The organism is Streptomyces sp. NPDC060028, assembly GCF_042736725.1.
In the GTDB taxonomy this organism is placed as follows: Bacteria; Actinomycetota; Actinomycetes; order Streptomycetales; family Streptomycetaceae; genus Streptomyces.
Window position 1 is genome coordinate 1 of the sequence record NZ_JBHWVJ010000133.1, and the last position, 14,518, is coordinate 14,518.

A 14,518-nucleotide genomic window follows, 5' to 3' on the forward strand; every position below is an offset into this window, starting at 1 on the left:
GCCCCCGGGGGGGTGCGGGGGCGGGCGGCTATGGGTGTGTGTGACGCCTCTACCCGGGGGGTTCCCCGCCCGCGGTACCGCCGCGACGACTTGTCGCCCTGCTACTTGTCGCCCGTCTTGAACTCCAGCGCCGCCGCCATCGTGCCGAGCTGCTCGTACGAGGCCGTGCCGGTCACCACCGTGACGTAGCCCTGCTCCCGGCGCACGAGGGCGTCGTACTTCTCGCCCTCCCAGCGCTCCCAGGCCACGTCCCCGACCTGCTGCGTCCGACCGGTGGCCTGAGCCTGCCGGGTGACCCTGCCGAGGTACTTGTCCGAGACGTCCGTGGACTGCTCGACCGCCACGTACTGCTTCTGCGGGTCCAGGAAGCCCAGGTGCCAGCCGTTGGCGTTCTTGCGCGAGTAATCCACCGAGGTCGCCCGCCACTGCTCCGGGAGCCCCACGGGTGCGGCCACCGGATACGGCGCCGCGCGCCGGGCGGTGATCGTCTCCACCCGGTAGTCGACGACGCGGGTCGGGTCGGCCTTCTCGTCGTGCGGGATGAACAGGTAGATCCCCCCGACCACGAGGCCGATCATCACCAGGGACCGGACCATGTCCCAGACCGTCTGCTTGCCCTTCATGCCTGCCATCGCACCATCGTCCCGCATCGGCGGTGGCGATCACCGCCGGGGTCGGCGCGGCGGCCCGAATGGCACCGCCTTCTGTCCGGTCGGCCAATCAGCTGACCGATATGCCGCTCATTCGTGACCCGCTCTGCTCAATTTGTCGACGTACCGATAGAGTTCCAGCACCCTCACTTCCCGGCCGTCGCCGTACAGAAAGGTGCGCTCCGATGACCGAGCACAACCTGCCGCCCCAGCTCGAAGTCTCTCCGGAGGCCCCCGACCGCAACCTCGCCCTGGAACTCGTCCGGGTCACCGAGGCCGCCGCCATGGCCGCGGGCCGATGGGTCGGGCGCGGCGACAAGCTCGGCGCCGACGGCGCCGCGGTCAACGCGATGCGGACCCTGATCTCCACCGTCTCGATGAACGGCGTCGTCGTGATCGGTGAGGGGGAGAAGGACGAAGCCCCCATGCTGTTCAACGGCGAGCGCGTCGGCGACGGCACCGGTGCCGAGGTCGACATCGCCGTCGACCCGATCGACGGCACCACCCTGAACGCCAAGGGCATGCCGAACGCCATCGCCGTCCTGGCCGCCGCCGACCGCGGCACCATGTTCGACCCGTCCGCGGTCTTCTACATGGAGAAGCTGGTCACCGGTCCGGAGGCCGCCGACTTCGTCGACATCAACGCCCCCGTCTCGGTCAACATCCGCCGGGTGGCCAAGGCCAAGCGGATGGCCGTCGAGGACGTCACCGTGGTCATCCTGGACCGCCCCCGCCACGAGGGCATCGTCAAGGAGATCCGCGAGACCGGCGCCCGCATCAAGTTCATCTCGGACGGCGACGTCGCGGGCTCGGTCATGGCGGTGCGCGAGGGCACCGGCGTGGACCTGCTCCTCGGCATCGGCGGCACCCCCGAGGGCATCATCTCGGCCTGCGCCATCAAGTGCCTCGGCGGCACCATCCAGGGCAAGCTCTGGCCGAAGGACGACGCCGAGCGCCAGAAGGCCATCGACGCGGGCCACGACCTGGACCGGGTCCTGCACACCAACGACCTGGTCTCCGGCGAGAACGTCTTCTTCGTCGCCACCGGCATCACGGACGGCGAGCTGCTGCGCGGCGTCCACTACCGCTCCGAGACCGCGACCACGTCCTCGCTGGTCATGCGCTCGAAGTCGGGCACGATCCGCCAGATCGACTCGACCCACCGGCTCTCCAAGCTCCGGGCCTACAGCGCGATCGACTTCGACCGCGCCCTGTAGGGCCCGCCCGAACCGAAGGGGCGCTTCCCTGTGCGGGGGAAGCGCCCCTTCGGCGTGTCTGCGTACGATTCCGGCGCGTCCGGTGGCTTCGCGGGCGCGGCCTGCGGGCGTACGAGCCTGCGGGCCTACGGGCTTGCGGCGCGGCGCCTCAGCCCGCGGCGGCTATCGGTCCCGCCGCCTGCCCCTGGCGCATTTCCGCCGCCCGGCGGCGCCTGCGCGCCAGCACCACCCGTCGCTCGGCGGCGGTGAGCCCGCCCCACACCCCGTACGGCTCCGGCTGGAGCAGCGCGTGCTCCCGGCAGGCGACCATCACGGGGCAGCGGGCGCAGACCCGCTTGGCGGCCTCCTCGCGCGACAGCCGGGCCGCGGTCGGCTCCTTGGAGGGGGCGAAGAAGAGTCCCGCCTCGTCCCTGCGGCACACCGCCTCTGCGTGCCATGGGCCGTCCTCTTCCCTGGCCGGCACCCGCGGCTTCGGCACGGCGGCCGGACGCCCCTGAACAGTCTGGAGGGCGGCTACCTGCAGGGACTGATGCGGCGGATGCGGCACGGTCTACTCCTGACGACGTATACGCGAGCGAGAGACGATGCACCAGTCCCTACCCGCTGTACGCCCCCCTATGCACTGCGTGCCGTGGGGCGAGGGAGGTTCGACCGAAATCCGACGCCCGTGTGCATCCCCGCGACACCCCCGCGCGCGCCCGCGCCCCGAGGCGCGAGGGGCTCAGCCCTCCAGGCGCTTGCGGAGCTTGAGCGCCAGGTCGACCAGGCGGGCGCCGAGCTTGGGGCGGGCCTCGATGTTGCCCAGCAGGGCGAAGCCGCGGATGATCACGACCGGGGCCTGCGGATCGGTCACGGCGCGGCCCACGCCGTGCACCTCGAAGTTGCCGAGGACCCCGTTCCCGTACCCCCGGAGGGTGACGTTCTCCGGGACCAGGATCTCGACGTTGCCCAGCACGCAGGTCACGTTGATCTCGGTGACCTGCTGCTCGAAGACGGCCTCGGTGAGGTCGATGGTGATGTCACCCATGACCGATACCGCGCGGGTGTGCGCGCCGGGGCGCCAGCGGCCCTTGCGGGCGGAGCTGCTGCACACGGCGACGACGGTCTCCGTCGGCCCGAGCGCGGGATCACCGGCCGACGCCGGCGCGGCGCCCGCGTACCCGTACGCGGGCGGCAGGGAGGCGCCGCCGGGCGCGGGCAGGTCCCGTACCAGCACCTCCAGTTCGCCGACGGTCTTGAGGACGTACAGCGAGTCCAGGCGCTCGGAGTGCTCCTCGGCGTCGAGCCGGCCCTCGGCGAGGGCGTCGGCGAGGATCTGCGCGATCCGGTCCCGGTCGGCGTCTGAGGCGCGCAGCTCGGCAGGGGCCGGCGCGGCGGGGGCGGCGGGGTGCTTTTCCAGGTCCACGGCACCCAGCATAGCGAGACACGATAGATCGCGATACTACCCCCGTGGCGCCCAGTGAGCCTTACCTCACAGCCACAGCCCGCGGCGGAGGTCCTACGCTGGACGAACGCGCTGCCAATTGGTCGCCAGCGCCGTCTGCCGAGTGAGGAATGACTGCCGTCATGCCAGAGTTTGCGTACACCGACCTGCTGCCCCTGGGCGAGGACGCCACCCCCTACCGACTGGTGACCTCCGAAGGCGTCTCCACCGTCGAGGCCGACGGCCGTACGTTCCTCAAGGTCGAGCCCGAGGCGCTGCGCAAGCTCGCCGAAGAGGCCATTCACGACATCCAGCACTTCCTGCGCCCCGCGCACCTCGCGCAGCTGCGCCGCATCATCGACGACCCCGAGGCCTCGGCGAACGACAAGTTCGTCGCCCTCGACCTGCTCAAGAACGCGAACATCGCGGCGGCCGGCGTGCTCCCGATGTGCCAGGACACCGGCACGGCGATCGTGATGGGCAAGCGCGGCCAGAACGTCCTGACCGAGGGCGGTGACGAGGCGGCGCTGTCCCGCGGCATCTACGACGCGTACACGCGGCTGAACCTGCGCTACTCGCAGATGGCCCCGCTCACCATGTGGGAGGAGAAGAACACCGGCTCGAACCTGCCCGCGCAGATCGAGCTGTACGCGACCGACGGCGGCGCGTACAAGTTCCTCTTCATGGCCAAGGGCGGCGGCTCGGCCAACAAGTCCTTCCTCTACCAGGAGACGAAGGCGGTCCTCAACGAGACCTCCATGATGAAGTTCCTGGAGGAGAAGATCCGTTCGCTCGGCACCGCGGCCTGCCCGCCGTACCACCTGGCGATCGTGGTCGGCGGCACCTCGGCGGAGCACGCCCTCAAGACCGCGAAGTACGCCTCGGCGCACTACCTGGACGAGCTGCCGACGGAGGGCTCGGCCCTGGGCCACGGCTTCCGCGACCTCGACCTGGAGCAGCAGGTCTTCGAGCTGACCCAGAGGATCGGCATCGGCGCGCAGTTCGGCGGCAAGTACTTCTGCCACGACGTCCGCGTCGTGCGCCTGCCGCGCCACGGCGCGTCCCTGCCGGTGGCCATCGCGGTCTCCTGCTCGGCGGACCGCCAGGCGACGGCGAAGATCACCGCCGAGGGCGTCTTCCTGGAGCAGCTGGAGAGGGACCCGGCGCGCTTCCTGCCGGAGACGACGGACGCGCACCTGGCCGATTCGGCGGACGTGGTCAAGATCGACCTGACCCAGCCGATGTCCGACATCCTCGCCACGCTCACCCGGCACCCGGTGAAGACGAGGCTCTCCCTGACCGGCCCGCTGGTCGTGGCGCGCGACATCGCGCACGCGAAGATCAAGGAGCGGCTGGACGCGGGCGAGGACATGCCGCAGTACCTGAAGGACCACCCGGTCTACTACGCCGGCCCCGCCAAGACCCCCGAGGGCTACGCCTCGGGTTCCTTCGGCCCCACCACGGCCGGGCGCATGGACTCGTACGTCGAGCAGTTCCAGGCGGCGGGCGGCTCGAAGGTCATGCTGGCCAAGGGCAACCGCTCCCAGCAGGTGACCGACGCGTGCGGCTCGCACGGCGGCTTCTACCTCGGCTCGATCGGCGGCCCGGCGGCGCGCCTGGCCCAGGACTGCATCAAGAAGGTCGAGGTCCTGGAGTACGAGGAGCTCGGCATGGAAGCCGTCTGGAAGATCGAGGTCGAGGACTTCCCGGCCTTCATCGTCGTGGACGACAAGGGCAACGACTTCTTCCAGAACCCGGCCCCGGAACCGACGTTCACCCACATCCCGGTCCGCGGCCCGGGCCTGGCCTGACCCACCCCGCCGGGGCAGCACCCTCAACCGCTGCCCCGGCCCCCGCCGCCGTCACTCCCACGGGCAGCCAACCGGCCTGCGGCGCCAGTACCAGGGCGCGGGCGCGGCGGCAGCCCCGGCGCCGCCGTCCACGGTCAGGTCCCGGAACCGCGCATCCAAAGCGGCCAGGGCCGCACCGAACGATGCCCTCTGCTCACCCGGAAGCGCCGCCAGGAGGGCGTCGAGCTTCGCACGCCCTTCGAGGTCCTCCCGGTACATCTCCGCCGAGTACCAGTTGGACGGCGGCCAGTGAGAGCCCATCCGCTGGATCAGCTTCTCCCATTCCCTCAGCAGAGAATGCGTTTCCCCTGCATCGAAGGAGAGTCCGTCCGCCACCGGGGTGGGCACGGCAAAATCCCTGACGACCTCCGGGAATCCCTCGACGAAAGCCTGCGGGAATGCGGCCAGGGGAGCTTCGAGCGCATACACCCTGAACCCGCCGCATTCACCCTCCAGCTGCTCCACCCGGGCGAATGTGGACGCCCCTTGAGGAGTCACCGCCTCACGAATCCAAGGGAGCGTCCCCCAGGAAACCAGTACGACCGAATCGAGCCCTCGCGCCATTGCCCTGGCCAGCTCCTCCTCGGCGGGCTGCGAAGTCACCTCCGCCCCCACAGCAGGCCTCTGGGCGTGGCAAGCACGCGCGGACCCTCCGCGTCATGGCACCGCTCGCGGACGAGCCGACCGTAATGCCGTCCGCGTACGCATCGAGGCCGGGCCGGCTGCCCGTCACAGCATGTCGGTGAGATCCGGCCCGAGCCCGTCAATGATGTCAGGGACCTTGATCCCGTAGCCGTCGGCAACTCCGAAGTACGTTGGCTCACCAGGTTCGGCTGTAACTCCGAGCAGGCCGTCAAGACTGCGCAGTGCTGCCGCGAGGCGCGGGGCATTGTGCGCGTAGACGGCGGGGTGCGGCTGCCCTCGAAAATCGCATGGGTTCCATACGTCATGAAACACCGACAGCTCGGCCGAGAGGCCAATCGGATCGGGAGACACGCTCAGTTCGACAAGGCGGGGTTCGCGATGGCGTTTCCCTTCCGCGTCGAGCCAGTCACCGGAGCCCACCACGAGGATTGCCGACATCTCTGCCGCAGGATGTCCGACCGGTTGGCACGACCGCACCTGTTCAGCGATTGTTGAATCGTCCAGCGAACGCCCCACGACATCAATGCGGCTGTGAATCCCCAGCCCACCCTTGCCCACCTCGAACCAGCTCCATTCCAAAGAGGCGGGCTCCAGCAGCTCATGCTCACGCAGGGCGGCAGCCATACGGGCAGCTGCCACGAGAGCCGACTCCAACCCTGCCGCCGCCACCTCCTCCAGATCCCAGAACCATGAGCCGCATTCCCTCGGCGCGCGCATCAAAATCGACATGGAACTTCCTTACGGGGTGGCAGCATTGGTAGGAAACACGGTGACGGAGCCGTCTGCGAAGCGTAGCTCGAAGGAGGCATTGGTCCGGTCTGCCGCCCTCTGGACCCACTTGAAGATCTGCTCCGTCATCGCCCCCTTCACGTCATGGATGTCAAGAATTGCCACCTTGACCCTCACCCCGGCACCTGCCAGCTGCTTCTCCGCAATCCCTCCCACGGCCGACTTTATCCCCTTGGCGCTCTTTACGTCCTTGAGCTGAGCGCCGTACTCGATACCGTCCTGGGACCTGGCAAGAACATCCAAGTCGAGTTTTTCCTCGGGTAACTTCAACTCGAACTCGATATTTTCCATGTTCTTGGCCTGCAGTTCAGCCGCATGCTCCAGTGCCTGATGGACGGCGGGCATCATGTCGCCCTGCTTCACCTGGAAGATCAGCATTCTGTAACCCGGAGTGTGGGCAAACCTTCCGCTGGAAATGTACTCGGCAACGGCCGCCCCGTACTCCGACTTACGCAACTGGGTCAGCATGCGCCCCTGGTCAACCGACGCGACCTTTGACTCCACCAGAGCCGCCGTGAGGTCTGCCTCTTGCTCGGGGGCCATCTTGCCGGTGGGCTGCTGCGCCACGCGATCACCGTCCAGATGCACTGGCGGCTGATCAGGAGTCCCGGGGTCGTGTGCTCCGGCATCGCCACCGTCCGAACCGCCGCGATTCCCGGAGCCGACGTCGGGCGCACCCGCTCCGTCATGACTCGCGGGTTGCCCGTCAGAGCCGTGGGTTTCGCCGCCCGGTGTGGGGTCGCCTGGGGTGTGGCCACCCGTGGGTGCGATGTCTGACGTGTGGGTGCTGCCCGAGGGGGCGGGGTCGATGTGGCCGTTGTGGATGGTGTCGCCGCCTCGCGCGCCGACGCCGGCCATTTCGGGGACCTTGGTCGGGGTCGGGGTCGGGTTGGTGGTGGGGGCTTCGGCCGTGGGTTGGTGCAAGGTGCCGTCGGCCTTGAGGAGGTTGCCGTCCGGGTCCATGTACGTGGCCGGGCCCTCGAAAGGAAGTTTGACGGTGCCCGGGGGCAGGGTGGCCGTGCCGTCGGGGAGTCTGACGGTGCCGTCGGGGAGTTTGACCGAGCCCGCAGGTACCTCTGCGCCGGCGGGGGGCTTGACCGTGCCGTCGGGTAGGAGGTGGGCGCCTTCGGGGAGGGTGAATGCGCCGTCGGAGAGGGTCGGGGCCTCGATCTTGCCGATGCCCCGGAAGCCTGCCACCACGTCGCTGATCTTGGAGAGGCCGGCGCCCGCGCCCTTGAAGACGTACGTCACGGGGTCGATGACATGGCCGACCTTGCCCGCGGCGGAAATCGCCTTCGCCGCCATGCCCGCCTTGCCGGCGCCCGACGCCGCGCCGCCCGTACCGCCCGTGGCGATGGTGGTGACCACGTTGAAGGTGACCGCGCCCGCCGCGCGCGAGGGGTTGTGCTGCCACTCGTCCCAGGCCAGGAGCGCCTTGCCGGTCTCCTTCGCCGCGGTACGCGAGTCCCGCAGCCAGGACGGCAGGTCCTTGTCGTCCGCCATCAGGAAAGCCACGTTGAGGCCCGGGACGGAGGTGATCGCGGAGAACGTGGAGAGCTTGGCCAGTCCGGTCCACGCCTCCTTGCAGGCGTCCCAGCCGTCAACGCCCACCAGGGTGCCCAAGCCCTTGAGCGTGCCCCACACCCCGTCGACCAGGACGCCCTTGCCGAAGTCCCAGGCGTGTTCCCAAACCTGCCACGCGGGAACCGACTCCTCGACCACATCACCCCACGGCAGCGACTTCGATGCCTTCAAAGCCTTCGCGTCATAGCCGTACATGCCGGTCGCGTGCGAGCCGTCGTCCTTGGACAGGGGCACCCCGCAGAACAAGGTGACGATCTTGTTGTAGCACGCCCGCTCCGCGTCCTGGAACTGCGCCCACACCTCCGCGACCTCGTCACGGCGATCGAGGTTCTCCTCGATCAGATCGCCGTCCTCACGCCACTTGTCCTCACGGGACACCTTCGTCCGGAAGACCGCGGCTTCCCCACGCAGCCGGTCCAGCTTCTTCACCAGCGGCGTCACGTCATGCGCGTACGTCGTCAACGCACCCGAAATCACCTTCAGATCCGAGGTGAAGGAAGCGGTGACATCGACGACGGGCTTCGTCACCGCGAACAACTGCTCCGCCTCGGGCGCCTGATAGAACGCCGACAGCCCGCCGAACGTCGTGTGCACGTCCGACCCCGCCGTGGCGATCCTCGACCCGTCCCCCGACAGGGCCTTCGTCCTCGTCTCCAGCTCCGCCAGATTGCCCGTGAAGACGGGTATCTCAGCCGGATCGACCGGATCGTTGCTCACTCACTGCCCCCCATACGTCAACACATCAACGGATGCGCCTCACCGGGCGCCGCCGACTCGCGCGGCGGCCTTCGCACAGGTGACGGTCGGCCGCGCCGGGCCACTTCCTCCCACACCCCTTGCATGTGGCCCCACTTGGCACGCGAGTCCCTGTCTACCCAGGAGGAGTTGCGAACACAAACCCGATTCCCGTCGTCCGGCAGATTGGCTGAACCGCACCCCTCCGCCTCCTGCGGCGGCAGGCCCTGAGGCAGCGGGCCTCCCTCGGGGTGGCGTGGCCGGGAGCGGGGGACGGAGCGCAGCGGGTTAACGTCGGGGTTACAGGGAGGCAGCTTCCCGTTCACCCCGGTTCGCGAGGTTTTCCGTATGACAGTGACGTCCTCCCCCCGCACGGCCCGCACCGTACGGGTGGTCGCCCATCGCGGGGCTTCCCATGAGCATCCCGAGCACACCCTCGCCGCCTATCGGCAGGCCATCGCCGACGGGGCCGATTCGCTCGAGTGCGATGTACGGCTCACCGCCGACCACAAGCTCGTCTGTGTCCACGACCGGCGCGTGGAGCGGACCTCCGACGGACGGGGGGTCGTGTCCGAGATGACGTACGAGGAGCTGCGCGCCCTCGACTTCGGGGCGTGGAAGGGGGCCGGCCACGCCGGGGCCCGGGTGTTGCTCTTCGAGGACCTGCTCCGGGAGGCGCTGGCCGCGCCCCGCCCCGTCGGGCTCGCCGTCGAGACCAAGCACCCGACCCGCGCCGGCGGCCGCCTGGAGGGCGAACTGGTGCGGATGCTGCGGGAGTACGGGCTGGCCGACGGCGCGACGGGCCGGATCGAGGTGATGAGCTTCTCCCGTGCCGCGCTGACCCGGATGCACCGGCTCGCGCCCGGGCTGCCCGCCGTGTACCTCATGGAGCGCCGGCTCAGGCCGGTCCGGCCGCCGTACGCCACCCACGCGGGCCCGGGGATCTATCTGGTGCGGCGCGATCCGGGGCTGGTGGGCCGGCTCAAGGCGAAGGGTCTGGCCGTACGGGTGTGGACCGTGGACGAGCCCGAGGACGTGGAGCTGTGCGTGCGTCTCGGCGTGGACACCGTCATCACCAACCGGCCGCGCGAGGTGCGCAAGCTGATCGACGACATGTGACGGACACCCGGCCGGGGTGCGCCGGCCGGGTGTGGGGGGGGGTGGGGGCGGGTGTGCGTGGTGGATCTACACGAAGCGCTGGTTCGACGCGCCGTTGCAGGTCTGCAGGCGCAGCGGCTCGTGCGCGGCGGCCACCGTCAGGCACATGCCCGGGGAGGCCGCGGGGCGCAGGGTGGCGCCGTCACGGACGAACTGCTGGTTCGCGCCGCCGTGGCAGTTCCAGATGATCAGGCCGGTGCCGGCGCCGTAGTTGGCGCCGGGGACGTCGAGGCAGCGGTCGTGGGTGAGTCCGACGTGGACCGACTTGCGGGCCGCGTCGTACCACCAGTCCTGGTTGCGGCCGCCGTGGCAGTCCCAGCCGACGACCTTGGTGTCATTGGCACTGGCGCCGCCGAAGGAGTCGAGGCAGTTGCCGGTCGCCTCGTTCTTGAGCGGCTTGTACAGCTCGTCCCAGGCCCCGGCCTGCAGGACGGGGGTCCCGGTGCTCGCCGGGTCCGCGCAGGAGGCCTCGCGCAGGCCCGAGTCGTAGAGCTGGGTCAGGCAGGACGCGAACGCGCCGTGGCCCCGGTAGTTGGGGTGGAAGGACTGTCGGGCGGTGTTCTCGTCCCACGGGAAGTGGTCCCCGAGGTCCAGGTAGAGGCCGCGGGCCCAGGTGTCCTCCATGCAGACCTCGTGGCCGTTGAAGAGCCGCGAGTTGTCCAGGTAGGTGGCGCCGGCCGCGAGGGCCGCCGCGCGCATGCCCTTCTCGAAGGTGGGCACCGCGTAGTTGCGGCCCCAGGCGGCGTCGGAGTCGTATCCGGCGCAGCCGCCGGGCAGCTTGCCGGGGAAGCTCGGGTTGTCGTAGAAGTCGGGTCCGATGGGGCTGGGGTAGCCCATCACGACCAGCTTGTAGTCCGAGTCGGCGTAGCCCGCGCCGCGCATGACCGTCTTGAGGTCTGCGATGGTGGACTCCACCTTGGGCTTCAGGCCGTCGACGCGCGCCTGCCACCCGGGGCCGTACTTGGGCTCGCAGGTGCCCTGGCTGAGCACCCAGCGGGTCACGCAGTCGGTCATGACCGGGCCGAACTGCAGGTCGTCGTTGGCTCCGGCGACCAGCAGCACCATCTTGATCCGGGTGTTGCGGGCCTTGATGGCGAGGCTGTCGCTCTGCACGAGCTCGTCGGCGTACTGCTTGCCGCCACCGATCTTGATGTTGCCGGTGTACCCGCCGGAACAGGCCACGTTGAAGGTGAGGTCGGCCGGGATGCCGGTGCGGTGGATCGCCGAGTCGGGCGAGCGGTGGCACTGGTTGCCTGGCGTATTGGTCGCGGGGTCGTAGTTGCCGACGCCCTCGCCCGAGATCTCGCTGTCGCCGAGGGAGATCAGTCCGGTCTTGCGCTCGCCGAGCGGGCGGACGGCCGCGTCGCCGTAGATCTTCACGGCCTCGGCGGCGCGGATCGTCTCCAGCTCGGGCGGGAGCGGGGTGACGGCCGCGGCCGGGGCGGCGGGGGCCGCCGGGGTGGCCGCCTGGGCCATGGGGGTGATGGCGGTGACGCCCCCGAGGGCGGCCGCGATCGCCGCGACGGCGGCGAAGGTAGATCTGAGCCTGGGTTTCATGTGCGTACGAGTCATGAACGCCTCCCCGAGATTGGTGTTACCCACGGTATTTACTGGTCAGTAGGGGAGTTGGGAACACTTCGAACACGACAATTGCTCAACTTTTTGAGGAGACCACGAACATGACAGACGCTCAGCAGGCCGGTCACGAGGACGAAGAGTTCCGGATCGAGCACGACTCCATGGGCGACGTACGGGTCCCCGCGCACGCCAAATGGCGAGCTCAGACCCAGCGCGCGGTGGAGAACTTCCCCATTTCCGGGCAGCGCCTGGAGCGCGCCCACATCGAGGCGTTGGCCCGCATCAAGGCCGCGGCCGCCACGGTCAACGCCAAGCTCGGCGTGGTGGACGAGGACATCGCCGAGGCGATCCGCTCCGCCGCTGCCGAGGTCGCCGAGGGCCGCTGGGACGAGCACTTCCCCGTCGACGTGTTCCAGACCGGGTCCGGCACCTCGTCCAACATGAACGCCAACGAGGTCATCGCCACCCTGGCCACCGAGCGGCTCGGCTGCGACGTGCACCCCAACGACCACGTCAACGCCTCGCAGAGCTCCAATGACGTGTTCCCGTCTTCCATCCACATCGCCGCGACCGCCGCCGTCACACGCGCGCTGATCCCGGCGCTGGATCACCTCGCGGCCGCACTGGAGCGCAAGTCCGACGAGTTCACCGCCGTGGTCAAGGCCGGCCGCACCCACCTGATGGACGCCACCCCGGTCACCCTGGGCCAGGAGTTCGGCGGGTACGCCGTCCAGCTCCGCTACGGCGTGGAGCGGCTGCGCGCCGTGCTCCCCCGGCTGGCCGAGCTGCCGCTCGGCGGGACCGCAGTCGGCACCGGGATCAACACCCCGCCCGGTTTCTCGGCCGCCGTGATCGCCGAGGTGGCCGCGGCCACCGGGCTGCCGCTCACCGAAGCCCGCAACCACTTCGAGGCCCAGGGCGCGCGGGACGCGCTGGTGGAGACCTCCGGGATGCTCCGTACCGTCGCCGTCTCGCTCACCAAGATCTCCAACGATCTGCGCTGGATGGCCTCCGGGCCGCGCACGGGATTGGCTGAAATCAACCTCCCGGATCTCCAGCCGGGGTCCTCGATCATGCCCGGGAAGGTCAATCCGGTCGTCCCGGAGGCCGTCCTGATGGTCGCCGCGCAGGTGACGGGGAACGACACCGCGGTGGCGGTGGCGGGCGCCGCCGGCAACTTCGAACTCAACGTGATGCTCCCCGTGATGGCGCGCAACCTGCTCGAGTCGATCAGGCTGCTGGGCAACGTGAGCCGCCTGCTGGCGGACCGTACGGTCGACGGGATCACCGCCAACACCGCCCGGGCCAGGGAGTACGCCGAGTCCTCGCCCTCCGTGGTGACCCCGCTGAACCGGTACATCGGCTATGAGGAGGCCGCCAAGGTCGCCAAGAAGTCGCTCGCGGAACGCAAGACGATCAGGGAGGTCGTACTGGAGTCGGGCTACATCGAGCGCGGCGATCTGACGCTGGAGGAACTGGATCAGGCCCTTGACGTGCTGCGTATGACCCGACCCTGAGCGGGGGCCGGATCCGGACGTTTCCCGTCCCCGTTCACCTCCGTGACCTGCACCGCAGCGGGGCCGCCGACCCCAGCCCTAAGATCTGCGCATGACAGGTACCGGAGGCCGCGGGGGCGGCGTGGCGCACGACGGGGCGCGGGGCACGCACTGGTCGCCAGGGGAGCAGATCCTCTGGCGGTACCGCGATCACGCCCCGGGCCCGAAGGGCCGGGTGCACATCTGCCGCCCGGTGACCGTGGTGCAGGACACCGACGACCTGCTCGCCGTGTGGATGGCCCCGGGCACCGAGTGCGTCAAGCCGGTGCTCGCCGACGGGACCCCGGTCCACGCGGAGCCGCTCGCCACCCGCTACACCGCGCCGCGGACCACCGTACGGTCGCGCTGGTTCGGGGCGGGCGTGCTGAAGCTGGCCCGGCCCGGGGACCCGTGGTCGGTGTGGCTGTTCTGGGAACACGGCTGGCGGTTCAAGAGCTGGTACGTGAACCTCGAGGAGCCCCGTTCGCGATGGTCGGGCGGGGTGGACTCGGAGGACCACTTCCTGGACATCTCCGTCTACCCGGACCGGACGTGGAAGTGGCGGGACGAGGACGAGTTCGCGCAGGCCCAGCGGGCCGGGCTGATGGACCGGGAGCAGGCGCTGCGGGTGCAGGCCGCCGGGCGCGCGGCGGTGGACGTGATCAAGGCCTGGGGTACGCCGTTCCGCGACGGCTGGCAGGATTGGCGGCCGGACCCGGCCTGGGGCGTTCCGGTTCTGCCCCGGGACTGGGACCGCACTCCGGCGCATATGACCTCATGAGACCCTTGATGCGCCCCCGGTGGGCAATCATAGGATCGTCCCGCGCCGGTTCCCCGCGGCGCCGCCGCGAGGTCGTACATCCGTAAATGTCGTGCTGTGAGCGGGACTTGACCGGAGGTCAACGCAAGACGAGAGGTAACGAGCGGGACGCGGAACCGCGGGGTGATGGTGTCCCCGCCGCTGAGCGGGTATACCGCGACTGACCGAGTTGAGTGCAGCGCACATCGAGCGCAAACGGACGGAATTCCACGCGTGACGGAGTACCCCACCTCGCAGGAGGGCCCGCAGCCCGCCACGGCCGCCGCGACACCGGCCCCGGGCAGCTCCGGCGCGCCCTCCGCCGGCACGGCCCGCGGCGGGCTGGGCCAGGTCGCCGTCGCCTCCGGCGGAGGAACCGACGAACCGGGCCACGGCAAGGCCCCGGTACCGGCCGCCGAGGCCGTCCGCGGCACGGGCGCGGGCTCGGGCACGCCCGACGGACGCCTGCCCCACGCACGCGGCGCCGAGGCCGCCCGGGGCGCCGGCGCGGACACGGGCGCCAACGCCCCCGGTGACGCCGCCCAGGACCCCGCC

At 70.0% G+C, this 14,518-nt stretch carries 12 protein-coding genes and 1 pseudogene; 6 read left to right on the forward strand and 7 right to left on the reverse strand.

The window, feature by feature from the left end; translation table 11 throughout:
* Nucleotides 1-101: 101 nt before the first annotated feature.
* Complete coding sequence (locus ACFWBF_RS35630) at nucleotides 102-632, reverse strand: DUF4245 domain-containing protein (protein WP_385608992.1); 531 nt, start codon at nucleotides 630-632, stop codon at nucleotides 102-104.
* 203 nt (nucleotides 633-835) lie between these two features.
* Between ACFWBF_RS35630 and glpX the strand changes: the two genes are divergently transcribed.
* Complete coding sequence (gene glpX, locus ACFWBF_RS35635) at nucleotides 836-1,867, forward strand: class II fructose-bisphosphatase (RefSeq protein WP_385608993.1); 1,032 nt, start codon at nucleotides 836-838, stop codon at nucleotides 1,865-1,867.
* A 148-nt stretch (nucleotides 1,868-2,015) separates the two neighbouring features.
* Here the strand turns inward: glpX and ACFWBF_RS35640 are convergent, their stop codons facing one another.
* Nucleotides 2,016-2,414 carry a WhiB family transcriptional regulator gene (locus ACFWBF_RS35640; RefSeq protein ID WP_385608994.1) on the reverse strand — a complete coding sequence of 133 codons (399 nt, stop codon included), beginning with the start codon at nucleotides 2,412-2,414 and terminating at the stop codon, nucleotides 2,016-2,018.
* Between the two features lie 174 nt (nucleotides 2,415-2,588).
* Nucleotides 2,589-3,272 carry a DUF1707 domain-containing protein gene (locus ACFWBF_RS35645; RefSeq protein WP_385608995.1) on the reverse strand — a complete coding sequence of 228 codons (684 nt, stop codon included), beginning with the start codon at nucleotides 3,270-3,272 and terminating at the stop codon, nucleotides 2,589-2,591.
* Nucleotides 3,273-3,433: 161 nt separating this feature from the next.
* Here ACFWBF_RS35645 and ACFWBF_RS35650 point away from each other — a divergent pair, with 161 nt between their 5' ends.
* Entirely contained in the window at nucleotides 3,434-5,101 is a 1,668-nt protein-coding gene (locus ACFWBF_RS35650; protein WP_385608996.1) for a fumarate hydratase, read from the forward strand.
* 51 nt (nucleotides 5,102-5,152) lie between these two features.
* Here ACFWBF_RS35650 and ACFWBF_RS35655 read toward each other — a convergent pair whose 3' ends face one another.
* The 3 genes from ACFWBF_RS35655 to ACFWBF_RS35665 all read right to left on the reverse strand — a co-directional run bounded on the left by ACFWBF_RS35655 (nucleotide 5,153) and on the right by ACFWBF_RS35665 (nucleotide 8,875).
* Nucleotides 5,153-5,605: a hypothetical protein gene (locus ACFWBF_RS35655; protein ID WP_385608997.1), complete on the reverse strand. Its 453-nt coding sequence runs from the start codon at nucleotides 5,603-5,605 to the stop codon at nucleotides 5,153-5,155.
* A 264-nt stretch (nucleotides 5,606-5,869) separates the two neighbouring features.
* Nucleotides 5,870-6,514 (reverse strand): hypothetical protein, encoded by a 645-nt coding sequence (locus tag ACFWBF_RS35660; RefSeq protein WP_385608998.1) that lies wholly within the window; start codon nucleotides 6,512-6,514, stop codon nucleotides 5,870-5,872.
* Nucleotides 6,515-6,523: 9 nt separating this feature from the next.
* Nucleotides 6,524-8,875, reverse strand: a complete 2,352-nt coding sequence (locus ACFWBF_RS35665; RefSeq protein ID WP_385608999.1) for a hypothetical protein — start codon at nucleotides 8,873-8,875, stop codon at nucleotides 6,524-6,526.
* A gap of 366 nt (nucleotides 8,876-9,241) precedes the next feature.
* On the opposite strand from ACFWBF_RS35665, the gene ACFWBF_RS35670 reads away from it, so the two are divergent.
* Nucleotides 9,242-10,012, forward strand: coding sequence for a glycerophosphodiester phosphodiesterase (locus ACFWBF_RS35670; protein ID WP_385609000.1), 771 nt, complete (start codon nucleotides 9,242-9,244; stop codon nucleotides 10,010-10,012).
* A 66-nt stretch (nucleotides 10,013-10,078) separates the two neighbouring features.
* On the opposite strand, the gene ACFWBF_RS35675 is transcribed toward ACFWBF_RS35670, so the two are convergent.
* Nucleotides 10,079-11,623, reverse strand: coding sequence for a ricin-type beta-trefoil lectin domain protein (locus ACFWBF_RS35675; protein ID WP_385609001.1), 1,545 nt, complete (start codon nucleotides 11,621-11,623; stop codon nucleotides 10,079-10,081).
* A gap of 107 nt (nucleotides 11,624-11,730) precedes the next feature.
* Between ACFWBF_RS35675 and ACFWBF_RS35680 the strand changes: the two genes are divergently transcribed.
* The 3 genes and pseudogenes from ACFWBF_RS35680 to ACFWBF_RS35690 all read left to right on the forward strand — a co-directional run.
* A complete protein-coding gene (locus tag ACFWBF_RS35680) occupies nucleotides 11,731-13,146 on the forward strand; it encodes a class II fumarate hydratase (RefSeq protein ID WP_385609002.1) in 1,416 nt (471 codons plus the stop codon).
* Between the two features lie 91 nt (nucleotides 13,147-13,237).
* Nucleotides 13,238-13,945: a DUF402 domain-containing protein gene (locus ACFWBF_RS35685; protein ID WP_385609003.1), complete on the forward strand. Its 708-nt coding sequence runs from the start codon at nucleotides 13,238-13,240 to the stop codon at nucleotides 13,943-13,945.
* A gap of 252 nt (nucleotides 13,946-14,197) precedes the next feature.
* Nucleotides 14,198-14,518, forward strand: a pseudogene (locus ACFWBF_RS35690) (hypothetical protein); the annotation flags it as partial.